Source organism: Indibacter alkaliphilus LW1 (assembly GCF_000295935.2).
Lineage (GTDB): Bacteria > Bacteroidota > Bacteroidia > Cytophagales > Cyclobacteriaceae > Indibacter > Indibacter alkaliphilus.
Window position 1 is genome coordinate 140,927 of record NZ_ALWO02000032.1, and the last position, 22,050, is coordinate 162,976.

Consider the following 22,050-nt stretch of genomic DNA (forward strand, 5'->3'; position numbering starts at 1 on the left):
GATTTGTCAAAATATAAATTTCTTTACTAGACTATAATACTCACAAAATCATTATTAATAGAACCACACTATGCTGAAATTATTTCAAACGCTAAACCGGGTAGCCTTTATCAAAGCCACCATTGCCGCTCTGGCAGTGGTGATTTTGGTGTTTATTGGTTCCAGGAATCTGCAAAATTTTGATGCAGCGCTTATCGCCTACCTGTTCGGAACCATCTTTGCCGTTTTTGGAATAGCTTACCGTTATTCTGTGTGGTTACAAAGACCACCCACTCGGCTTTACTGGAGACGTAGTATGCAGTTTTTATTCAGCAAGGATTTTATCACTTATGCCAGCAGATCCGTGTATCTTCTATTTAGAAACATCCTTTTTCAGCGTTTTATAGCCTACAGAAGCAGAACCAGATGGTGGGGACACTTTTTATTGGCCACAGGATGTCTGTTGTCTTTTGCCATAACCGTCCCATTGACTTTTGGATGGATACATTTCACCTTGGAGCCCGGAAGCTATGAAATCTACAATGCCAATTTTTTCGGATTCAAAGTAGGCTCTTTTGAATTGGGAGGACTAATATCAATATTAGCCTTCAAAGCCTTATTCCTGACTTCTTTCCCTGTCATCATCGGAGCAGTGATCATGATGAAAAGAAGAGTGAAAGATGGTGGAGTAATCGCAACCCAGTCATTGGAAGGCGATTGGCTTCCCTTGGTCTTGTTGATCGCTATTTCGGTAACAGGATTGGGTATAGGTTACGATTACACCTTTTTGGATGGAAGGACGCACCAGTTTATGGCCGTAACCCATGCCATCACAGTGATTCTCTTTTTGATTTGGATGCCTTTCGGAAAATTCTTTCACATTTTCCAGAGGCTGGCCCAACTTGGAGCAAACTTGTATAAAATTGAAGGAAAAAAACGAGGCATGGCAGTCTGCCCACATACCAAAGAAGAGTTTGCCACTCAAACACACATCAATGATCTCAAAAGAGTTACCAAAGAAGTTGGCTTTGACTTTACACTTGCTGATGGCAGCAGCCATTTAGACCTCTCTCCCGAAGGAAAAAGGTCTGCCCTGGCAAAAGCACATTTCGAGGCCAGACAAGCTTCTGGAAAATTCTTCGGTTAAACAATAATTCTGAATAATCCCATTATGGCCAAACTACCAGTTTCCGCTGAAAAAATCATAAAACAATACGGTCCCAAAAAGAACTACACCCCATTGGGTGGTTTCGAAGGATCCAATGAACCTGACCGATTGGTCAAAACCCACTGCTGCTTTTGTGGGATGCAGTGCGGTATACAGCTCAAGGTAAAAGACAATCAGATAGCAGGCTTTGAACCCTGGATGGAATTTCCTTTCAACGAAGGAAGGCTCTGTCCCAAAGGTGTACAACGCTACCTGCAAAACAACCATCCGGATAGAATATTAAGCCCTCTTCAACGCGTAGAAGGCAAAGGTTTTGAACCCATTGACTGGGAATCAGCCATGGGCCGTACCGTCAATGAAATCAAAAGAATTCAATCTACCTATGGTAATGATGCCTTTGCCATGCTATCCGGCGTATCTCTGACCAACGAAAAGAGCTACATGGTGGGTAAATTTGCCCGATTGGCACTCAAAACCAAAAACCTTGACTATAATGGCCGGCTTTGTATGGTTTCAGCGGGGGCAGGAAACAATAAAGCTTTTGGCTTGGATAGAATTTCCAATTCCTGGGCAGATTTGAAGCATGCCAAAGTGATCATCATAGCAGGAACCAATATCAGTGAGTGCTTCCCTACCCTTACCCACTACATATGGGAAGCTAGGGACAATGGAGCTAAATTGATCGTGGTGGATCCAAGAGTTACGCCTATAGCCAGAACTGCTGATCTGCATCTGCCCGTTAAACCTGGCAGAGACTCGGCACTTTTTGGAGCCATTCTCAAGCAATTGGTAGACAATGATTGGCTAGATCACGACTTTATAGATTACCATACAAGTGGTTTTGAAGAAGCTATAGACGCAGTTAAAGAATATGATCTGGACTGGGCAGAAGCGACTACAGGCATAGATAAAGAAAAAATCAGACTGGCCGCCGAATGGTGGGGCAAAGCAGATACTTCCTTTCTGCTACACGCCAGAGGCATTGAGCACCATACCAAAGGGGTGGATAATGTGGTCAGCTGTATCAATATTGTATTGGCTACCGGCCGTATTGGAAAGCCATATTGCGGATATGGAACCATTACAGGTCAAGGGAATGGGCAAGGAGGTCGCGAGCATGGACATAAATGTGATCAATTGCCTGGCAATAGAGACATCACCAATCCCGAGCACAGAAAATACATCGCTGAAGTCTGGGGCGTAGAAGAAAAAGAAATTCCCGGCAAAGGTCTCTCTGCCTACGAAATTATAGAGGCCATTCATAGAGGAGAAATCAAAGGATTGATTTCCATCTGTTTCAACCCCCTCGTTTCTCTTCCTAATAACAATTTTGTGAGAGAAGCACTGGAAAAACTGGAGTATTATATGTGCATAGACTTTTTCCTCAATGAAACTGCCCGGCATGCGGATGTCATCATGGCGGGTTCGTTACACGAAGAAGAAGACGGCACGGTAACCACAGCCGAAGGTAGGGTAGTAAAAATCAACCAAGCCATCACTCCTCCAGGCCAAGCCAGAAAAGATAGTGATATCCTGATAGAACTGGCACAAAGATTAGGTGCAGGTGACAAGTTTAATTACAGCAAAGCTGAAGACATCTTCAACGAGCTCCGGGTAGCTTCCAAAGGAGGCACGGCGGATTATTACGGCATTACCTACAAAAAAATCGAGGAAAACATGGGCATTTTCTGGCCATGTCCATCCGAAGACCATCCAGGAACCCCTAGACTTTGGGAAGATAAAAAATTCAAAACCCCTGATGGAAAAGCTCACTTCAATGCAGTACCCTACAGGGAACCTTCTGAGGTGACCGATAAAGAATTCCCGGTGACCCTCACCACAGGAAGGGTAGTGTCCCAATATCTGTCTGGAACGCAAACCAGAAGAATCGGCAAACTTGTAGACCAATACCCTGAACCGCTTTTGGAGATCCATCCAAGCTTGGCCCAGCAGTTTGGCATCAAGGAGCGGGAATTGGTCAGGGTATCTACCAGAAGAGGAGAAGCCGTTTTCCCTGCCCAAATTGTAGAGACTATCCGGCCCGACACAGTTTTTATTCCCTACCACTGGGGAGGCAGCCAATCTGCCAATCAATTGACCATTGGCACATTGGATCCTGTATCCAAAATTCCGGAATTTAAAGTCTGTGCCTGCAAATTGGAGCCGCTCAAAAAATGGGCTGCCCCAGCCACTGATTCATTGGCATTTCAAAGCCACGAAACCCTAAAACCATAAACCACATCAATTATGCCTAGTAGTACAAAATATGACCAGCAAATGGGATTTTTCATTGACATGCAGCGGTGTATCGGCTGCCATGCCTGCGAAATGGCCTGCGCTGAATGTGAAACCAACGGCCAAGAAAGCATGATCCATATTCACTATGTGGAAAGGGCTGTTTCTACGCAGACTACCGTTCAAGTCTGTATGCATTGCGAAGACCCTGCCTGTGCCAATGTCTGTCCAGCAGATGCCATTTCCAAAGACGAATTTGGTGTAGTTCATACCGCAGAGACATCCCGCTGTATCGGTTGCTCTAACTGCGTGTTGGCCTGTCCTTTTGGAGTTCCGCAAAAACAGGAAAAAGCTGAACTGATGATGAAGTGTAACATGTGTTATGACCGTACCTCAGCAGGTAAAAAACCGATGTGCGCTACAGTTTGCCCTTCACAGGCACTGTTTTATGGAACCAGAGAAGAAATCGAGAAAAAGAGACCTGACAGTGTTCCTGTTGACACCTTTTTCTTCGGGGAGCAGGAAGTAAAGACCAAAGTAAAAATTATGATGCCGAAAGGCAGCAATTACCTCAAAGTGCAATAATCAGCCAGTACTATGAAAGAAGAAAAAGCAGGTGAAACACCACAGTGGAAAAATGATTTCCCTATAGACAAGGAGGAAGCTACCCACGTTTCCAGAAGAGAGTTTGCCAAGTTCCTCACCCTATTCTCCGGCGCACTTGCCCTTGGAAATGGAGCTATTGTGCTCAAAAGCATCGCCTTTCCTGAAAAAGAACTGGAAGGCCAGCATTTCATTTGTGAAGAAGGTCAAGTTCCTATGGGCGAAATGCTCCAATTTGAGATTGAGGGCGATAAGGTCATTCCTTATATTCTGATCCATTTGGAAGATGGAGAATGGAGGGCCTTTGAACAGAAATGTACGCACTTGGCCTGTGCAGTCATTTACCGAAAAGATTTAAATTTGATTGAGTGTCCATGTCACAAGGGCTATTTTGATCCCAAAACTGGTGTTGTGACCCAGGGTCCACCTCCTAGACCTTTGCCTCAATTGGAAGTAGTGATTGAAAATGGGAAAGTGTTTGTCAAAGCTAAAAGCCATAAAGCCTAAACGATATGAGTAATTTCAGATATTCCCAAAAAGAAGCACACCCTAATAAAACCAATACCCTGATGACAGGCATCACGCTATTACTGATTCTATTGGTCAGTATTCAGATTTGGTTCTTATATTCGGCATTGAACAATGCCCTGACAGATAATTTCAATATTGCATTGGGAACATTTATCGGTTCATCGGTATTGTTTATAGCAGCAGCTTGGCTTTTACGCTATTTACCTGAGCCAAGAAAACCCAAAATCAAAGAATAAAAGCAACATGCTCCAAGATCGGTTTCAACGTGTACATGATTACCTAAGAATCTCTCTGACAGATAGCTGCAACTTCCGTTGTACTTATTGTATGCCTGAGGAAAATATCCAGTGCATGCCCAATGCACATCTGATGCAGCCGGATGAAATCGAGACCATTGCCAAAATATTCGTTTCACTAGGTGTGAAAAAAATCAGACTGACAGGAGGAGAACCAATGGTTCGCAAGGAGTTTGCCGAAATTGTAGAACGATTGGCAAAACTTCCTGTAGAACTCACCCTTACAACCAATGGGGTCTTGGTTCATCAATATTTAGGTCTTTTCAAAAAAGCCGGTATCCGGTCATTGAATGTAAGCTTGGATTCTCTCAAGCAAGAAACATTCTTCAAGCTAACCAAAAGGGATAAATTCCAACAAGTCTGGGACAACATAGAATTACTTCTAAAACATGATTTTCGTATAAAAATCAATGTAGTTGCACTTAATGGTATTATTGAAAATGAACTTTTGGATTTTGTAAAAATCACCAAAGAACTTCCCCTTCATGTAAGGTTCATAGAGTTTATGCCCTTTGCTGGCAATCTTTGGGATAGTTCGAAGGTGCTGACTGCTCAGAAAATGTTAGATATGGTCAAAGAAGAGTTTGATGTAGTCAAACTCAAGGACGAACCCCATGCCACGGCCAAAAAATACAAAGCAATTGGTCATGAAGGCACTTTTGCTTTTATTACGACTATGAGCGAGCATTTTTGTGGTAGTTGTAATCGTATGCGAATCACTGCTGATGGCAAAATGAAAAACTGCCTTTTCGGAAAAGAAGAAATGGATCTTCTCGGTACCCTGAGAGCGGGTAAGGAAATTGAACCACTGATTCGACTCTCTCTATACAACAAACATGCTGCATTAGGCGGTCAATTTTCCCCTGATTACCAAAAGGCTGAAGCTGACAAAATCGAAAATCGTAGTATGATTAAGATTGGGGGATAAAAAGGATATTAATTGATATTAGTGGATATTGATGGATATTTTGAGGGGAAGTTTGTTTTTGAAATATGGTAGAAATACAATTGAAATATTTAGAAATAGATATTCTTCGAAATAAATGACATTAATGGATATTAAGAGATATTGGATATTGGGATATTGAAATATGCTTAGCGAAATCGGAGTGAAACGGAGATCCCGAGAGCGAAGTGATTCGGGATATGGTAGAAATACAATTGAAATATTTAGAAATAGAAATACTATTGGATATTTTGGGTAAAGTTGGTTTTGGAAAATGATGGATATATGATTGAAAAGATGTAGTTCTAACCTCTAACCCTGCTTTAGCTTATAAACCTGGCAGGTTGATCTAATCTGCTACTTTGACAAAGTAAGACTAATCAGTCAAAGAAGTTCCAAAAAGAAAAAATAGAAGAAGCCCATTTTAGTAAAATACAAATATGATCTCAGTCAATCAGGCTAAATCAATACTTCAAAAGCACACCCCTTCAGCGAAATCTAACATTTTACCGCTCGAAAAAGCCATAGGCTTGATCTGCACCAAAGACATTCATTCCCCGATTGCAGTTCCTTCTTTTGACAATTCAGCGATGGATGGCTACGCTATTAGCTGGGATGATCAGCAAGAGCCATGGCAAGTGGTATCAGAAGTAGCTGCTGGAGATGGTGAATTTCATGTATTGCAAAAAGGCCAAGCCAGTAGAATTTTTACCGGAGCCCCGATACCTAAAGGAGCGGATACTGTAATCCCACAAGAATGGGTTGAAAGAGATGGAAATCAAATTACATTTGACAAAAGCAGCTTCACAAGAGGCAGCAACGTTCGTCTAAAAGGAGCTCAGACGGAAGCTGGAGGTATTATTTTAAAAAAAGGTGCGCTAATCAACCCCGGCGGCATAGGTCTTTTAGCATCTGTGGGGATTGCTGAAATTCCTGTGTACAGCCCTCCAAAAGTTGCGGTAATTATCACTGGAAACGAATTGCAAGAGCTGGGAAAGCCCCTATCTTTTGGCCAAATTTACAATTCAAATGGACCTGTTCTGCAAAGTTACTTAAATACCTTAGGTGTAGAGGAGGTGCAGAGTACGCAAGCCATTGATGAACCACATGAATTGCAAAAAGCCATAGAAAACTCCCTTGCAAACGCTGATATCCTGATTCTTTCTGGCGGTATTTCTGTCGGAGATTATGACTATGTAAAAACAGGATTAACAAAAGCAGGAGTTGAGGAATTATTTTACAAAATAAAACAAAGACCTGGGAAGCCCCTTTACGTTGGGATTTTGGGTGAAAAATTAATCTTCGCCTTACCAGGTAACCCTGCTTCTGTCATTACTTGTTTCAATCAATATGTCAAGCCATCACTTTTACAATACATGGGGCATAAGAATTCCTGGCAACCTACAGCAAAGCTTCCTTTGGCCGAACCTCTAAAAAGAAAAGCGGGACTCACTTTCTTCCTAAAAGCCAAGATTGAAAATAACCAGGTGCACATCTTGACTGGGCAGGAATCATTCAATCTGATCTCCTTTGGAGCAGCTGACTGTTTTGCTGAAGTTGCAGAAGAAACTGAAGAGATGGCGGCAGGCTCTTTGATAAATGTGTATCATTGGTAATAACATGGACGAGGCTTGGATTATGCTATTCGTCTTGATGCCTTTGGCTGCATTCCTCTATGCGGCAGTTGGGCATGGTGGCGCCAGTAGCTACCTGATGTTTTTGGCACTTTTTAATTTTGCTCCAGAGCAGATTCGACCTACAGCTTTGATGCTGAATATGGTGGTATCCCTGCTTGCATTTTTAGCATATCGGAAAACAGTTGCATTTCCTACTAACCTATTCCTTTCTCTAATTATCTTTTCTATCCCTGCTGCATACCTAGGGGGAACGATTTTAGTCGATACTGTTCTATACAAGCAAATATTAGGGATGCTTTTGTTCTTCCCAATCCTACGTTTTTTAAATGTATTCCCAATAGCCAAAGAGCGGGTAATTCAAAGAGTATGGTGGATGGCACCAATATTAGGCATTTCGATAGGTTTCTTTTCTGGCTTGATCGGCATAGGAGGTGGTATCATCCTATCTCCCATCTTGCTAATGCTGGGTTGGACCTCAATGAAAGAAACTGCTGCATTGAGTGCCTTATTCATCTTCTTCAACTCAGTAGCTGGATACATAGGAGCTGATGCAGTAAATATTTCCATCGATGCTAAGCTTTGGTATTTGATGCCCTTGACTGTAGCTGGAGGAGCGATTGGCGCTTATTTGGGAGCAAAGCGCTTCAATGTAAATGTTGTAAAATACATCCTTACAACCGTCCTTTTCTTTGCTGCTATAAAATTAATTTGGGCATGAAAGAATTAGAAATTTACATTTTGGCAGGCGGAAAAAGCAGTAGAATGGGCAGTGACAAAGGTCTGGTCAAAATCACTGGTAAGCCTATGATTCAGTATTTGATCGAATCAATAGGTACTCTTCCCTACCCTCTTCGAATAATCGCACATGACCCTGCATATCGGCAGTTTGACCTGAAAGTTATTGAAGACACTATCCCAGAGAAAGGCCCACTTGGAGGGTTATTAACCGCTTTGACTAATGCTAAGGGAAATAACGTTTGCCTTTTAAGCTGTGATATGCCTTTTTTAAAGACAGAAACTTTGAATGCTTTGATCACTCAATCCAGAGAAAACTACATCACAGTTTCAAGGTTAAAAGACAGAACACTCCCCTTTCCAGGAGTATACCCAGAAAGCTTAATTTCCGCCGTTGAAGAGCATGTGGTCAACGATAAATTAAAACTTCAAAGTTTCATCCAAGAAAAGCCCCATCAATTTTTCGCTTTGGATGAACGCCATAAATTAAGCCCTATAGAATTTATAAATATCAACACGCCAACAGACATAGCCCAAGCTGCAACTTGGCTGAAGAAAAATCATTGATTATCTTAAACGGTAAAGGAAAAAACTAAAACCTCAAAACTATGCAGGAACAAATCAACTCTCTTTCCTACAGAATGCTTTTTTTGAATACCTTGGCATTCACTATCTGCTTTGCTGTTTGGACTTTCAACGGGGTCATGGTGACTTACCTGACCGACAATGGAATTTTTGAATGGGGTCCTGTAGAGATTGGCTGGCTTTTGGGAATCCCGATTTTGACAGGAGCAATTTTCAGACTTCCCTTGGGAATTCTTACGGATAAATATGGAGGGAAATGGATTTTTGCTGCTTTGTTACTATTCTGCGCCATCCCCATGTACCTGATTTCTTTTGCGGACAGCTTCATGTTTTACGCAGTCCTCAGTTTTTTCTTTGGATTTGCCGGTGCTGGATTTGCAGTTGGTATAGGCTATACTTCTGTCTGGTTCCCAAAAAGCTGGCAAGGTCGAGCACTGGGGATTTTCGGTGCAGGGAATGCAGGAGCGGCATTGACCACCCTATTGGCTCCTACCCTTTTGAATAATTTCACAGCTAATGGATTAAATCCTGAAAACTGGAGGCTTTTGCCTCAGTACTATGCCGGGGTTTTGGTTGTGATGGCATTGGTTTTTATGTTCTTTTCAGTCAATAAAAAATCAAACGCCCCTGCACGAACCATGGCAGTGATATTAAAACCGCTTCAAAGCATCCGCGTATGGCGATTTGGCTTTTATTACTTCTTGGTATTCGGTTGCTTCGTAGCTTTTGCCCAATGGCTCGTACCATACTTTGTCAATGTATATGGAGCAAGCTTGGTTGTAGCCGGACTATTTGCTTCCTTATTCTCCTTTCCTTCCGGAGTGATTCGTGTACTTGGTGGGTGGATGAGTGACAAGTTAGGTGCAAGAAGAGTCATGTTGGGGACTTTTAGATGGTCGATTATCTTAGCGGCTCTTTTGATGGTTCCCAAAATGGACATCATTACACCTGGAAAGGGCATCATGGCTACACAGGCTGGTGAAGTAAGTGGAGTTACAGACCAAGCAATTGAAGTGGGGAATAGAAATTATGCGCTGGCTTCAAAAGATGACGCAATGGAGCGAATGAATGATCCATCCGCTGCTGCTTCTTTTTTACCACATAAATATAGCTGGCAAGAACCGGTAGTAAGGCCTGGACAGGAAGTTGGAAAAAAAGAATTGTTAGCAAAAGGGGTTACACAGATTTCTTTTGAAGCAAACATGTGGGTGTATGCCGTATTGGTATTGTTGATTGGGATAGTTTGGGGAATAGGCAAAGCGGGAGTTTACAGGTTTATTCCAGACTATTTCCCCAATGAAGTGGGAACCGTTGGTGGTATGGTTGGGGTAATCGGAGGTTTGGGAGGTTTTGTTTGTCCCATCCTATTTGGCTATTTGTTGGACTGGACAGGCCTTTGGACCAGCAGTTGGATCCTGATGTTTATCCTTTCTGTAGTGTGTTTGTTTTGGATGCTAAGAGTCACAAGAAACATAGTCAAAACTGAATCTCCAGAAATCGCCCATAAAATTGATCGGGTGGAGTGAAAGAATGTTTATCTTTGAAAAAAGCCAAGTAACATTATTATGAAACTATTAGCCTTCGGAAAAATAGCAGAGATCATTGGAAAGCAGGAGATAGAAATTGAGAATTTCCCAAATACGGATATCCTAGTGGGCTATTTGCAACAACAATACCCCGCATTGAAAGACCTTAAATTCAGCATTGCCATAGATAAAAAACAAGTCAACGGAAATGTAAGCATAACCACAGGTGCTGAGGTAGCTTTGCTGCCACCATTCTCCGGAGGGTGATCCATGGATAGATTTGAAAGACAATATATACTCCCGGGATTTGGTCCCGCATCACAACAAAAACTCAGAAAAACTTCAGTTCTGATCATAGGTGCCGGCGGTTTGGGTTGCCCGGCCTTGCTTTACCTCAGCGCAGCAGGAATAGGAAAAATCGGCATCATAGATGGAGATTTGGTTTCACTTTCCAACCTTAACAGACAGGTCCTGTTCGGAAAAGAAGATCTCGGAAAAAACAAAGCTGAATCTGCTGCCGAAATCATTCAGAAAAAGTACGATGACATAGAGGTAGAAGCTATCCCATATTTCCTGACGAAAGAAAACATTCTGGGCATCATCCAAAACTACGACCTGATCTTAGATGGCTCGGACAATTTCCCCACGCGGTATTTGGTCAATGATGCTTGCCTGATCGCTGGCAAACCTTTGGTTTTCGGAGCCATCTATCAGCACGAGGGACAAGTAGCTATTTTCAATGCCAAGGGACCCCATTCTATCAATTACCGGGACCTCTACCCCATACCACCATCAGCACGTGAAGTCCCCAACTGCAATGAAATAGGCGTATTAGGTGTGCTACCAGGGATCATCGGAACGTGGATGGCTGCAGAATGTATCAAATACCTGACTGGATATGGGGACTCGCTTGAAGACAAAATGCTCTTCTATGACCTGCTCAACCACAATTCCTATCAGGTTCAACTTGCCAAAAATCAAGACAGCAATCAAAGCAGACCAAAAAACCATTCCGAACTCCAAGAAATGGACTATCAGGACTTCTGTGGCTTGAGTACACAAACAGATTGGGAAGCTGCTTTGAGCTTCTTGAAAAATGCCAATCAGTCCGTATTGGTGGATGTTCGGGAACATGGGGAACAACCGGAACTGGACGATGTTGAGCACCTCCAGATCCCTTTAGCTGACCTACCCAATTCCAGAAGTCAGCTAGCATCCTTTCAGAACATCCTCCTTTTCTGTCAATCAGGAAGCAGAAGCCTGAAAGCCGTCGACATGCTCAAAAGTCAGTTTCCTGATAAAAATATTCAATCTGTTGAAGGGGGAATTATTAGATATTTTGGGGATTTAAAGTAGATATTGGATATTGAAATATGCTTCGCGAAATATGGTAGAAATATAGTTGAAATAGATATTGGTGGATATTATATTAAAGAAATATGCTTTGCGAAATAATTAGAAATATGCCTTCGGCGAAATATTTTCAACCCAGAGTTTTAGCGCGAACCAGAAGAGACAATTGATTCGGGATATAGAAGAATGGATATAATTGGATATTGGATATTGGTGGATATTAGGATATAGAAATATGCCTTCGGCGAAATATTGTATAAACTGGAGCTTTAGCGGAAGTCCCGAGAGTGAAGCGATTAAAGATATAGTAGAAATAGAATGGAAATATGCTTCGAAAAGCATAAATCAAACAGAAATTCGAAAGCGGGGGCTGAGAGCTTTCTGATATAGATTGCCATAGTGAAGATATAGATTTCAAAATCAGGCTGGAATATTATTAGTACAGCGAACAAAATATCACTACCCTTTTAGAAACTGAGAAAAAAATGGATTATGAAAAAGCCAAAATATGAAACAGTCAAAGAATTAATTTTTTATTCCTATGCCAATCTTGCAATGGCACATGCAGCGGTGGAGCGCAAGCATTCGAAATATGGAACTTTTCATTATATCATTAGGGCCAAACTCTTTAAGGGTTTAAAAGATGGCACAATGAACATCAGAACAATTTTTGACGATGAAAAAATCAAACTTAAGACTGGTCAAATCTGCAACTATTGTGGCGCAAAAGAAAACCTTGCATTAGATCACATACTTCCAAAAAAACTTGTTGGAATTGATGCTGCTGAAAACTTAATTTTTGCCTGTAAGAAATGTAATAGTTCAAAAGGTAAAAAAGATTTGATCGAATGGATGCTATTCCAAAACAAATTCTTCCCACTGATGATCATCAGAAGATATTTAAAACTAGTTCACAGCTATTGCGTCCAAAATTCTATTTTAGATCATAAAATAGAAGATATAAAAGATCTTAATCTTCCTTTCAGAATAGATTTGATACCTACAACCTTCCCAAAACCAGACTCCTTAACTTTGAACATTGTGGAAAATCAATAATATACTTAGTAATTTAAATCTATCATGTGAACTACTAAGACAAACCCTATTTCAACAATATTTCTATAATATTTCCACCATATTTCTATCAAAAACAAGCCCCAAAGAGCCAAAACCAATATTACCTTAGTGTCTTAGCGCCTTTGTGGCCTAAATAAAAAAACCATGGAAAAGAAAAGAACACCAAAAAACATATTTGTAGAAGGAGCGATCTCTCCTGATAAAATCGCGAAATCCATCGCCAATCATAGCACAAAAACAAATATTGGCGGACATAGCATCTTTCTCGGACAGGTTAGAGCTGATGAAAAAGAAGAGGGCTCGGTCGTGGCTATTGAATATACAGCCTATGAAGACATGGCTTTGCAACAGGCCTTCGAAATCCGTGAAGCCATCTTTGCCAAATATCCATTGACCTGCATGCATATTTACCATAGCTTGGGCGAGGTCAAAACAGGAGAAATCTGCCTCTTTGTCTTTACTTCCTCCAAACATCGGAAAGCCGCCATCGATGCCTGTGAAGAACTCGTCGAGCGCATCAAAAAAGAGTTGCCCATCTGGGGAAAAGAAATTCTGGATAATGAAAAATCTGAGTGGAAGGTGAATACTTAAAAAGATATATGCCTTCGGCGAAATATAGTAGAAATATACTTCGCGAAATCGTAGTGAAGCGGAGATCCCGAGAGCGAAGTGATTCGGGATATAGTTGAAATATCCACCTTAAAATTAGATTAAACGGTGAAGCCTCGACTAAAGTGGCGCAGATTGAGTTTAGCAGAAACATGTCCATTCCTACTGGCAAACAGGTTCTACGAAATAATTCCACATTATTCCAACCCTATTTCTATTTTATTTCCACCTTATTTCTAAACCATACTTTAACCCTATTTCTACCTTATTTCAGCTTTATCTTAATTCAATCCGCTCTAAAATAAAAATACAATGATCAACATCACCCATAAATCCACCACCCTTAGAAAAGCCATAGCGCAGGCCATTGTTAAAGTGAGCTCGGAAGAAACCATCGCTGCTGTGGTCAATAAAACAGTGCCCAAGGGAGATGTATTTGAAATGGCCAAGGTGGCGGGACTTTTTGCTGCCAAGCGTACTGCTGACATGATTCCGGATTGCCATCCTCTTCCTGTGGAGTTCACTTCCGTGAATTACGAAATCAAAGGTTTGGACATCTATGTCTTGGTAGAAATCCACACCATCTACAAAACAGGCGTGGAGGTGGAAGCCATGCATGCTGCATCTGTGGTGGCCCTGACCATGTATGACATGCTCAAACCCATAGACAAAAACATCAGCATAGAGCAGATCAAATTGATCGAGAAAAAAGGGGGAAAAACAGATTATGCCAAAGACAAGGAGCAAAACCTCAAAGCCGCTGTTATTGTCTGTTCGGACAGCATAGCTTCAGGGCAAAAGGAAGACAGGGCAGGCAAGGTAATTATCCAAAAATTAGAAGCTTCAAAAGTCAGCATTGAAGATTATTCCATCATCCCTGACGAAAAAGAAAAGATCCAAAGCAAGCTCAGAGGATTTGTTGAGGCAGGCATGGACATGGTCATCTTTTCAGGAGGTACAGGACTTTCACCGAAAGATGTAACCCCTGAGGCCATCAGACCGCTGATAGAGCGAGAAGTACCCGGTATAGAAGAGGCTATCCGCAGCTATGGACAAGCCCGTATGCCCTACTCCATGCTCTCCAGGTCTGTTGCTGGCTTGATCGGCAATACCCTCGTACTAGCCCTTCCAGGATCAACCAAAGGCGCCGAAGAATCTATGGACGCTATTTTTCCAGCGGTTTTACATCTATTCAAAGTTTTGGAAGGGCCGAAGTATAGGCATTGATTTTTTTAATCCTGTGTCCAAAAAATAATTAAGGATATTTTTGTCCTTAATTTAATAAAGGATATATTTGTTCTGTAATAAATGAAGAGATGTTTTCAAAAACCTGTAAATACGCTATCAATGCCATGATTTATGTGGCCTCTCTACCAATAGGTAATGAGAGGGCTAGCTTGAAAGACATTTCAAAAGCTATCAATTCTCCTGAGGCATTCACAGCAAAAATACTCCAGGCATTAGTAAGAGACGATTTACTTATATCCGTCAAAGGACCTCATGGCGGATTCTCAATAAATGGCAAAGCCTCAGAAATTTACCTGGCTCAGATAGTAGACAGCATTGATGGAAACTTGCTTTTTACCGGTTGTGCTCTTGGATTGAAAAAATGTGCAGAAGAACATCCTTGTGCAGTACATTACAAATTCAAGGCAATCCGTGAACATCTTACAGGGATGCTCCACTCTACCAATCTTACCGACATGGCGGATAGAGTAAACAATGGAATAAGTTTTCTAAAATACTAGAAAAATAAAGGATTTAAAGGTATTTAAATATTATATAAAATGGAAGCAATAGAAAAAAGAAAAGTTGGAGGAATAGTCGCCGAAAACTTTAGAACAGCAAAAGTTTTTACAGAATATGGGATCGACTTCTGCTGCAAAGGAGGTATAAGCTTGGAGGCAGCATGCGAAAAAAACGGTGTCCCGGTTCAGCACCTTGTAGACGACTTGATGAAAGTAGCCTCAACAGCACCTGAAAGCAAATACACATCGCTTAGCATAAGTGATCTTATCGATCATATCATATCTGTTCATCACTCCTACGTAGAAAACAACATCCCTCCATTAAAGGCATATCTTCAAAAATTGGCACTTGTACACGGAGAACGACATCCTGAGCTTCATCAGATCAAAGAACTGTTTTTTGAAGCTTCTGACGGGCTTACAGTACATATGAAAAAAGAAGAGCTTGTACTTTTCCCTTACATCAAAGCAATGCAAGCTTCGGATGAAAATGGTTTTCCACTCTCAGCCCCCCACTTCGGCCATATAGACAATCCAATTGCTATGATGGAACATGAACATGATACTGAAGGGGAAAGGTTTAGACAAATCTCTCAACTCAGTGATGGCTATAACGCTCCCGCAGATGGTTGTCAGACATATAGAGTGGCTTTTGCCATGCTAAAAGAGTTTGAGGAGGATTTACACACTCACATACACTTGGAAAACAATATCCTTTTCCCTAAAGCAAAGGCTCTATACGAGATTGTGAATAAAAAATAATAAAAAGTGAAAACCGCCGTAACGCATATCCCCCCAGTGATTGATGCTCATTGCTCTACCGCACAATTGACAAAACCATGGATGCGTTGGGCGGTTTTTTTCTTCCTTTTGGGCTCTCTGTTTGGTCTACTGATGCGCTATGCCTTAGTAGGAACTTTGCCTGAATCAATTGATTACAAAAACATCTTACATGCGCATTCACATGCAGCATTACTGGGATGGGGATACCTATTGGTTTCAGGAGCTATGGTCTTTTTTTATATCAAAGAAAAAGCCCGCTTGAAAACATATAAAACATTGCTCATTATCACTGTCATTGCCAATATTGGTATGGCACTAAGTTTTCCGGTACAAGGCTATGGTCTTTACAGCATTATTTTTTCAACGCTACATCTGTTGGTGTCTTATTTCTTCGCATTCAATTTATTTCGCGATTTAAGAAAAAGCGAACCCGGTCTGGATATCCAGTTTGTAAGTTGGGCTCTAATCTGGATGATGATCTCCACCATTGGACTCTGGGCAATTGCTCCTATAGGAAGCGTTTTAGGCAAAACACATCCGCTTTATCATTTAAGTGTTCAATGGTTCTTACACTTTCAACTGAACGGTTGGTTCGTTTATGGTATGTTGGGAATTTTGACATTCTGGCTCAAGCAGGAAAAGGTCTTTATTCAAAAAGCCAATGGTAAATTATTCCTTTTCCACCTTTCACTAGTCTTGACCTTTTCTTCCACAGTATTTACCAGTACTGGATGGCCAGTTTTATATTATTTTAATTTACTGGGTGTCATACTTCAGGCTTATGTTTACCTTTGGATATTGCAACCCGCATTTAAGTTTATCCTAATTAACAGTCCAAAAAATCAAAATTGGATAAAACGACTAATCCTCTTGGGTCTTATCAGCTTATCCACAAAAGCATTTGTGCAATTACTGATGATATACGGCCCTGCTTTAGATGTTTCACATCATATCAGAAACTTGGTAGTAGGTTTCATACACTTAGTCTTATTGGGTGCTATTACATTTGGTATAGGGGGAATTGCCTCAAAGGAAAGAATTTTACCGAATAATGCAATGGCTAAAATTGGATGGGCGCTTTTGGGCTTGGGATTTGTAATTTCCGAACTCCTGCTCTTTGTAGAAGGGGGACTTAATTGGACAAAACTTGGGAGTATACCCTTTTATTTGGATTTAATATTTTATGCTTCTGCCTTTTTCCCAATTGGCTTGGGCATGATTTTCGTTTCTTTTTGGGTTGAAAAAACTGCCGACTTAACGGTATTTTGCCCAATATTGAAACCAAAATCACTTATATCATGAAGTCTTTCTTCAAAAACAAACTTATAGTCCCTTTAAGTACGTTCATTACCTTATTATTCAGTGTGGCTACTTTTGCCCAAAACCAACCTGATATTCCCCAACCTAGAGGGCCAATCGACTTTTCTGAACTTAACAATATTATAATTTTTATCGTGATTCCTGCAATCATCATTATCGCATTTTTGATTTTCAGAAAAAGGATTTTCAAAGTAAAAGAAGAACAACAGGAAAGGCTTAAGGATAAAAATCAGAGTGAAAATCGGGAAAAATAAAAACAGGGTTTACCATTTGCAAACCCTGCCATACTTAGAAAAACCTAGTTGATAAAACCGGATGTTGGTCAAGCCATCAGGATCCTAAAACTCAGTAGCCTTTAGATTTACTTACTTCCAATTGATTTTTGCCTTGATCAAGTCTTGGGAATTACCGCCTACCATGATCTCAAATTCCCCTGCTTCCCAGACAAATTCCGCATCCTGATTGTAAAACATCAAGTCTCTTTTGGTGAGTTCAAAAGTCACTGACCTGGTCTCACCGGCCTTTACAAATACCTTTTCAAAGCCTTTCAACTCTTTAACAGGCCTCGTGATACTTGCCACTAAATCCCTCACGTACAACTGAACCACTTCTGATCCGTCCAAAGATCCTGCATTGCGAACATCAACCGTGATTTGCAAGGTTTCATCTCCACTGAGTTCCTCTGCACTCAGCTGAAGTCCGCTGTAGTCAAACTCCGTATAGCTCAACCCATAGCCAAATGGATAAAGAGGTTCGTTTGAAACATCAAGGTAATTGGACCGGAATTTTTGGAACCATTGACCTTCAGGCAGTGGTCTTCCGGTGTTTTTATGGTTGTAAAAAATCGGAATCTGTCCAACATTTTGTGGGAAAGTAGCTGTAAGTTTCCCTGAAGGATTGACATCTCCAAAAAGCACATCTGCTATTGCATCTCCAGCCTCAGATCCCGCAAACCAAACATTCAAGATACCTGAGACATGCTCTGCTTCCCACTTGATCGCCAATGGCCTTCCGGTAAACAAGACCAATACTACAGGCTTCCCTGTATCCAAAAGTGCTTCCAGCAACCTTCTTTGATTGGCAGGCAATTCAATATCCGATCTGCTCGCTGCCTCCCCGCTCATTTCGGCCGACTCTCCCATTGCAGCGATGATCACATCCGATTCCCTGGCGATTTCCAATGCCTCGCTGATCAAAGTCTCCTCTGGCCTTTCATCTCTGTAGGTAGGCTTCCCGAAAATACTTACCCTTTCCTCGTATTCTGCATCCTCCACCACATTTGCACCTCTGGCTGTAAGCAAGGTAACCTCATTTCCCAATGCATTTTCCAATCCATCTTTCAAGGAAATGGCTTCCGTAAACCTCCCCGCTACGGACCAAGTCCCTGACATGTTTTCCCTGTTGTCTGCCATTGGGCCAACTAAGGCAATTTTACCCGATTTTTTTAGAGGTAAAATGCTCCCTTCATTTTTGAGTAATACAAATGATTGTGCTGCGATTTCCCTGGCCGTCTTCCTGTGCTCTTGGGTAAAAATTTCCTTTTCGGACCTGCCCAAATCTGAATAGCGATATGGATCATCAAAAAGCCCCAATTTGTATTTGGCTACCAGAATCCTTTTTACAGCCGTATCAATATGGCTTTCGGATATTTTCCCTTCTTCCAAAGACTTTTCCAGAGTGGTAAGAAACCCCTCCCCTACCATATCCATGTCCACTCCCGCCAATAATGCAAGTGCAGATACATTCTGCAAATCTCCCAGGCCATGGGATGTCATTTCATTGATCGCTGTGTAGTCGGTCACCACAAATCCATCAAAACCCCACTGCTCCCTTAATACATCTGTCATCAGCCATTTATTAGCTGATGCAGGAATACCATCCACATCATTGAAGGCTGTCATCACCGAGCCCACTCCAGCCTCCACTGCTGCTTGATAGGGCAGAAAATACTCATTGTACATCCGTTGCCTGCTCATGTCTACAGTATTGTAGTCACGCCCCGCTTCAGGGGCTCCATATAAGGCAAAATGCTTTACACATGCCATGATGGTATTGTAAGCGGTCAGGTCATCTCCTTGATACCCCCTGATCATGGCCTGGGCGATTTTTGCTCCTAAAAAGGGATCTTCACCATTGCCTTCCGAAACCCTGCCCCATCTCGGATCTCTTGACACGTCTACCATAGGAGAAAAAGTCCAATTGATGCCATCAGCACTCGCCTCAATAGCGGCTATCCTAGCGGATTTTTCGATCAATTCCATATCCCAGGTACTTGAAAGACCCAATGGAATTGAAAAAAGTGTCTCATAGCCATGGATTACATCCATCCCTATCAACAAAGGTATTTTAAGCCTGCTTTCTTCTACGGCTACCCTTTGGGCTTCTTTGATTTTTTCAGCTGACTTGAGGTTGAACAATCCCCCAACTTTACCTTCCCTGATGCTATTGAGTACATCAGAACTGCCCGCCTCACCAGTGGTAATGTCACCACCAACGGGCAGGTTCAGTTGGCCTAATTTTTCATTCAAGGTCATCAGAGAAATAATAGAATCAGCCTTAGCAGCATACTCATCGCTGGGAACCGGTGTAGGTTGGCTTGTTTTGAAGGAAATCAATCCAAAAAAACAGAGCATCAGAACTGGAAAATATTTTTTCATAGGTTTATTGTTTGTACTTCTAAATCGACAAATGATTACTACAGGTTTTTTTTCGATCCCAATTAGCAAAGATTGTATCAATTTAAATAATTGAAGACTACATCAAAAATTTCTCAACCTATACTACAAAAGATTTTTTTATACTGAATATCAGTATTTTAAAAATCAAACATATAAACCCATTGATACGACCAGAGAGACCAAAAACTCAAATGGATTGGGTAAGAACAGAATCGGAGATTTTAGAATAAAGGGAATTGCCTTGCAAAACTAAAAATTGAACCTTTTTTTGATATCCTCACTCATTCCATTTGAAAAATATTCAGCTCACGGCCTGTAGCATCTACCCTAACCAAATATGTCCCTTCTGGACTGAAAAACACATTTTCATCTTTCTCAAACTTCACTTCTTCCAAAATTTCAATGGGTGCGGTTCCAACCCTAAAAAATCTGTCTTTTTCCACCATCCAGATTTCTTTGTCTGTGAGCCTGAGGTCTTTGATTTCCTTTACTCCTTCGAACATAGTCTGCACATCTCCTTCATTGTCTGCAATGGCTACTCCATCTGTTCCGATCAAAATCAACCCATTGTCAAAAGCAATCTGATTTTTTAATCTCCCAACTTCAAATTTCTTATAACTGACTGTGGAAATACTCCCTCCTGTTTTGGAATCATAGGTTTGGATTCCTTTTGAGGAGGCATCGACAATTTTATCCCCATCCAATACGAATGGATCAAAGTCTGTCCCCAATCTATTGCTCACTTTTTCTGTTTCAAAGGCAATCTGCCCGGTCTTTGTATCAAGGGCCACGATGTATGAACCTGAAAGTCCATTGGTCATCTTCAGATACAGTAAATCTTCTGTAAGCTCTTCTTGAATGACACGGTTGTTCTGCCTTGCTATTCTGTCTTCCTGAAGAACAATTTCCCCTGTATTGAAATCAATCTGTAAATAAGACTTTCGGCTACCGTCGGGATCTATGTGTTTGCCTCCCTGCATACCCACTACGTAGTGAATAATGCCATTTTCATCTACCAAAGGGTAAGAACTGTTGTCACCTAAAGTATTTCCTTCTTCACCACCTGCTCCCAGTACAGACATGTTTCTGTACATTCTCCGATGTCTTTGCATGCCTTCCTTGACATCACCCTCCATTTCTTCTCCTGTCGTGATATCAATCAATGTCAATCCAAAATAGGGTAAAAGCAATACATTCTCCCTCACAAAAGCTGTCCCTGGGATAAAATCACCACTGTATTTCAAACTCCAAAGCAAATCCCCATTTTCGGCATTCAAAGCTTGTACTTCGGGTCTTCCCGCAATGTTTTGAAGCTCAGTCTGACTTACCCTGATGGCTATAATCAAGTCATTGTTCGGCTCGTAAAATACTTCTCCCAATCCTCCATTTAATTCTGCTTGCTGCCATAAGACTTCACCTGACTTGACCCCCAATAACTGAAGCCCATCTTTACCATTCACTGCGATTGCATTTTTTTCAGGCAAATACGTGATCAGTTTATTCAGCCTTTCATCGTGTCCTACATAAGAGACAGGAATATTGTTCTTTTTGGATATGGTATTCATACCTGTGGCAGCAGAAAAAGTTGCTTCAGAAAGTGTCTCTTCATCCTGCCTTAACCTTTGCGCATTTGACAATATCTGATAAATGGATTCCACGGTTGAAATGCCAATATCCAGGTCATTTTTCACCCATTGCTCTTCCCCGTTCTTCAAGTCAAATGCCGTAGCTGTTGTATAAGTCAAGGTATAATCAAACTGCAAGAAGATTTCCTCCTGCTCAAATAAAAGGAAAGCACTTCCTTCAGTCACACCTACCCCAGGAATACTTCTGCCCACTTTGTTGCGGTATTTACCTTGGAGTACCTGCTGCTTGCTCTCTAGGTTCCATACCTGGTATTGATTCTCATTTTCAAGAACGATATACTTACCATCATTGGAAAAAGAAGTATATTTTGGAGTGAAATCAGTAGAAATCACCCAGTCAGGATCATTTTGGGCAAAGACTTGAGGGCCAGAAAAAGTAAGCAGGATTCCAAAAATAATACTACATAAAACCGAAAACAGAAAACAGTTCCTGGATTTAGATATGTTTAGAAAGAAAATTTTTTCCCGGAATGAAAAATCCAGAACGGACGAAAGTAATTTTGCTAATTTCATGTAAATTATTTTTTAACAATAAATATTAAGCTTTAAAAAGGTGTTTTTACCAAAAATTAAAATTGATCTTGTAAGAGATATA

21 protein-coding genes are annotated in these 22,050 nt (G+C 41.2%); 19 read left to right on the forward strand and 2 right to left on the reverse strand.

Annotated elements, in window-relative coordinates:
• Positions 1-70: 70 nt before the first annotated feature.
• From A33Q_RS09750 to A33Q_RS09840, 19 genes are all read left to right on the forward strand, one after another.
• Entirely contained in the window at positions 71-1,126 is a 1,056-nt protein-coding gene (locus A33Q_RS09750; RefSeq protein ID WP_009034390.1) for a hypothetical protein, read from the forward strand.
• 24 nt (positions 1,127-1,150) lie between these two features.
• Complete coding sequence (locus tag A33Q_RS09755; RefSeq protein WP_009034391.1) at positions 1,151-3,382, forward strand: molybdopterin oxidoreductase family protein; 2,232 nt, start codon at positions 1,151-1,153, stop codon at positions 3,380-3,382.
• A 12-nt stretch (positions 3,383-3,394) separates the two neighbouring features.
• The gene (locus A33Q_RS09760) at positions 3,395-3,967 is read left to right on the forward strand and encodes a 4Fe-4S dicluster domain-containing protein (RefSeq protein ID WP_009034392.1); all 573 of its coding nucleotides are present in this window, start codon (positions 3,395-3,397) and stop codon (positions 3,965-3,967) included.
• A 12-nt stretch (positions 3,968-3,979) separates the two neighbouring features.
• The gene (locus A33Q_RS09765) at positions 3,980-4,492 is read left to right on the forward strand and encodes a QcrA and Rieske domain-containing protein (protein ID WP_009034393.1); all 513 of its coding nucleotides are present in this window, start codon (positions 3,980-3,982) and stop codon (positions 4,490-4,492) included.
• A 5-nt stretch (positions 4,493-4,497) separates the two neighbouring features.
• Complete coding sequence (locus tag A33Q_RS09770; protein ID WP_009034394.1) at positions 4,498-4,752, forward strand: DUF6755 family protein; 255 nt, start codon at positions 4,498-4,500, stop codon at positions 4,750-4,752.
• A gap of 7 nt (positions 4,753-4,759) precedes the next feature.
• Positions 4,760-5,740, forward strand: coding sequence for a GTP 3',8-cyclase MoaA (gene moaA / locus A33Q_RS09775; RefSeq protein WP_014772543.1), 981 nt, complete (start codon positions 4,760-4,762; stop codon positions 5,738-5,740).
• Between the two features lie 458 nt (positions 5,741-6,198).
• Positions 6,199-7,374 carry a molybdopterin molybdotransferase MoeA gene (locus A33Q_RS09780; RefSeq protein WP_009034396.1) on the forward strand — a complete coding sequence of 392 codons (1,176 nt, stop codon included), beginning with the start codon at positions 6,199-6,201 and terminating at the stop codon, positions 7,372-7,374.
• Positions 7,358-8,113 (forward strand): sulfite exporter TauE/SafE family protein, encoded by a 756-nt coding sequence (locus tag A33Q_RS09785; protein ID WP_235062791.1) that lies wholly within the window; start codon positions 7,358-7,360, stop codon positions 8,111-8,113. The genes A33Q_RS09780 and A33Q_RS09785 overlap by 17 nt, the downstream gene beginning before the upstream one ends.
• Positions 8,110-8,697, forward strand: a complete 588-nt coding sequence (gene mobA / locus A33Q_RS09790; protein WP_009034398.1) for a molybdenum cofactor guanylyltransferase — start codon at positions 8,110-8,112, stop codon at positions 8,695-8,697. The genes A33Q_RS09785 and mobA overlap by 4 nt, the downstream gene beginning before the upstream one ends.
• 41 nt (positions 8,698-8,738) lie before the next feature.
• Positions 8,739-10,241, forward strand: a complete 1,503-nt coding sequence (locus A33Q_RS09795; RefSeq protein WP_009034399.1) for an MFS transporter — start codon at positions 8,739-8,741, stop codon at positions 10,239-10,241.
• Positions 10,242-10,280: 39 nt separating this feature from the next.
• Complete coding sequence (locus A33Q_RS09800; RefSeq protein WP_009034400.1) at positions 10,281-10,508, forward strand: MoaD/ThiS family protein; 228 nt, start codon at positions 10,281-10,283, stop codon at positions 10,506-10,508.
• A gap of 3 nt (positions 10,509-10,511) precedes the next feature.
• On the forward strand, positions 10,512-11,597 hold the full coding sequence (locus A33Q_RS09805; protein WP_009034401.1) for a HesA/MoeB/ThiF family protein: 1,086 nt from the start codon (positions 10,512-10,514) through the stop codon (positions 11,595-11,597).
• Positions 11,598-12,086: 489 nt separating this feature from the next.
• Positions 12,087-12,650 carry an HNH endonuclease gene (locus tag A33Q_RS21535; RefSeq protein ID WP_009034402.1) on the forward strand — a complete coding sequence of 188 codons (564 nt, stop codon included), beginning with the start codon at positions 12,087-12,089 and terminating at the stop codon, positions 12,648-12,650.
• A 165-nt stretch (positions 12,651-12,815) separates the two neighbouring features.
• Positions 12,816-13,262, forward strand: coding sequence for a molybdenum cofactor biosynthesis protein MoaE (locus A33Q_RS09815; protein ID WP_009034403.1), 447 nt, complete (start codon positions 12,816-12,818; stop codon positions 13,260-13,262).
• 330 nt (positions 13,263-13,592) lie between these two features.
• Entirely contained in the window at positions 13,593-14,507 is a 915-nt protein-coding gene (gene moaCB / locus A33Q_RS09820; RefSeq protein WP_009034404.1) for a bifunctional molybdenum cofactor biosynthesis protein MoaC/MoaB, read from the forward strand.
• An 89-nt stretch (positions 14,508-14,596) separates the two neighbouring features.
• On the forward strand, positions 14,597-15,028 hold the full coding sequence (locus A33Q_RS09825; protein WP_016255038.1) for an RrF2 family transcriptional regulator: 432 nt from the start codon (positions 14,597-14,599) through the stop codon (positions 15,026-15,028).
• A 39-nt stretch (positions 15,029-15,067) separates the two neighbouring features.
• The gene (gene ric / locus A33Q_RS09830; protein ID WP_009034406.1) at positions 15,068-15,790 is read left to right on the forward strand and encodes an iron-sulfur cluster repair di-iron protein; all 723 of its coding nucleotides are present in this window, start codon (positions 15,068-15,070) and stop codon (positions 15,788-15,790) included.
• Between the two features lie 6 nt (positions 15,791-15,796).
• On the forward strand, positions 15,797-17,113 hold the full coding sequence (locus A33Q_RS09835) for a hypothetical protein (RefSeq protein ID WP_152527400.1): 1,317 nt from the start codon (positions 15,797-15,799) through the stop codon (positions 17,111-17,113).
• A complete protein-coding gene (locus A33Q_RS09840; protein WP_009034408.1) occupies positions 17,110-17,385 on the forward strand; it encodes a hypothetical protein in 276 nt (91 codons plus the stop codon). Before A33Q_RS09835 ends, A33Q_RS09840 begins: the two co-directional genes overlap by 4 nt.
• 111 nt (positions 17,386-17,496) lie before the next feature.
• On the opposite strand, the gene bglX is transcribed toward A33Q_RS09840, so the two are convergent.
• Together bglX and A33Q_RS09850 are read right to left on the reverse strand one after the other, a co-directional pair.
• The gene (gene bglX, locus A33Q_RS09845; protein WP_009034409.1) at positions 17,497-19,788 is read right to left on the reverse strand and encodes a beta-glucosidase BglX; all 2,292 of its coding nucleotides are present in this window, start codon (positions 19,786-19,788) and stop codon (positions 17,497-17,499) included.
• A 302-nt stretch (positions 19,789-20,090) separates the two neighbouring features.
• Positions 20,091-21,968 carry an outer membrane protein assembly factor BamB family protein gene (locus tag A33Q_RS09850; protein WP_009034410.1) on the reverse strand — a complete coding sequence of 626 codons (1,878 nt, stop codon included), beginning with the start codon at positions 21,966-21,968 and terminating at the stop codon, positions 20,091-20,093.
• Between the last annotated feature and the right edge of the window lie 82 nt (positions 21,969-22,050).

Excerpts from the sequence above, each read along its gene's own strand:
- A33Q_RS09750 (WP_009034390.1), top strand. The coding sequence starts at position 71 with ATGCTGAAATTATTTCAAACGCTAAACCGGGTAGCCTTTATCAAAGCC.
- A33Q_RS09755 (WP_009034391.1), top strand. The coding sequence starts at position 1,151 with ATGGCCAAACTACCAGTTTCCGCTGAAAAAATCATAAAACAATACGGT.
- A33Q_RS09760 (WP_009034392.1), top strand. The coding sequence starts at position 3,395 with ATGCCTAGTAGTACAAAATATGACCAGCAAATGGGATTTTTCATTGAC.
- A33Q_RS09765 (WP_009034393.1), top strand. The coding sequence starts at position 3,980 with ATGAAAGAAGAAAAAGCAGGTGAAACACCACAGTGGAAAAATGATTTC.
- A33Q_RS09770 (WP_009034394.1), top strand. The coding sequence starts at position 4,498 with ATGAGTAATTTCAGATATTCCCAAAAAGAAGCACACCCTAATAAAACC.
- moaA (WP_014772543.1), top strand. The coding sequence starts at position 4,760 with ATGCTCCAAGATCGGTTTCAACGTGTACATGATTACCTAAGAATCTCT.
- A33Q_RS09780 (WP_009034396.1), top strand. The coding sequence starts at position 6,199 with ATGATCTCAGTCAATCAGGCTAAATCAATACTTCAAAAGCACACCCCT.
- A33Q_RS09785 (WP_235062791.1), top strand. The coding sequence starts at position 7,358 with ATGTGTATCATTGGTAATAACATGGACGAGGCTTGGATTATGCTATTC.
- mobA (WP_009034398.1), top strand. The coding sequence starts at position 8,110 with ATGAAAGAATTAGAAATTTACATTTTGGCAGGCGGAAAAAGCAGTAGA.
- A33Q_RS09795 (WP_009034399.1), top strand. The coding sequence starts at position 8,739 with ATGCAGGAACAAATCAACTCTCTTTCCTACAGAATGCTTTTTTTGAAT.
- A33Q_RS09800 (WP_009034400.1), top strand. The coding sequence starts at position 10,281 with ATGAAACTATTAGCCTTCGGAAAAATAGCAGAGATCATTGGAAAGCAG.
- A33Q_RS09805 (WP_009034401.1), top strand. The coding sequence starts at position 10,512 with ATGGATAGATTTGAAAGACAATATATACTCCCGGGATTTGGTCCCGCA.
- A33Q_RS21535 (WP_009034402.1), top strand. The coding sequence starts at position 12,087 with ATGAAAAAGCCAAAATATGAAACAGTCAAAGAATTAATTTTTTATTCC.
- A33Q_RS09815 (WP_009034403.1), top strand. The coding sequence starts at position 12,816 with ATGGAAAAGAAAAGAACACCAAAAAACATATTTGTAGAAGGAGCGATC.
- moaCB (WP_009034404.1), top strand. The coding sequence starts at position 13,593 with ATGATCAACATCACCCATAAATCCACCACCCTTAGAAAAGCCATAGCG.
- A33Q_RS09825 (WP_016255038.1), top strand. The coding sequence starts at position 14,597 with ATGTTTTCAAAAACCTGTAAATACGCTATCAATGCCATGATTTATGTG.
- ric (WP_009034406.1), top strand. The coding sequence starts at position 15,068 with ATGGAAGCAATAGAAAAAAGAAAAGTTGGAGGAATAGTCGCCGAAAAC.
- A33Q_RS09840 (WP_009034408.1), top strand. The coding sequence starts at position 17,110 with ATGAAGTCTTTCTTCAAAAACAAACTTATAGTCCCTTTAAGTACGTTC.
- bglX (WP_009034409.1), bottom strand. The coding sequence starts at position 19,788 with ATGAAAAAATATTTTCCAGTTCTGATGCTCTGTTTTTTTGGATTGATT.
- A33Q_RS09850 (WP_009034410.1), bottom strand. The coding sequence starts at position 21,968 with ATGAAATTAGCAAAATTACTTTCGTCCGTTCTGGATTTTTCATTCCGG.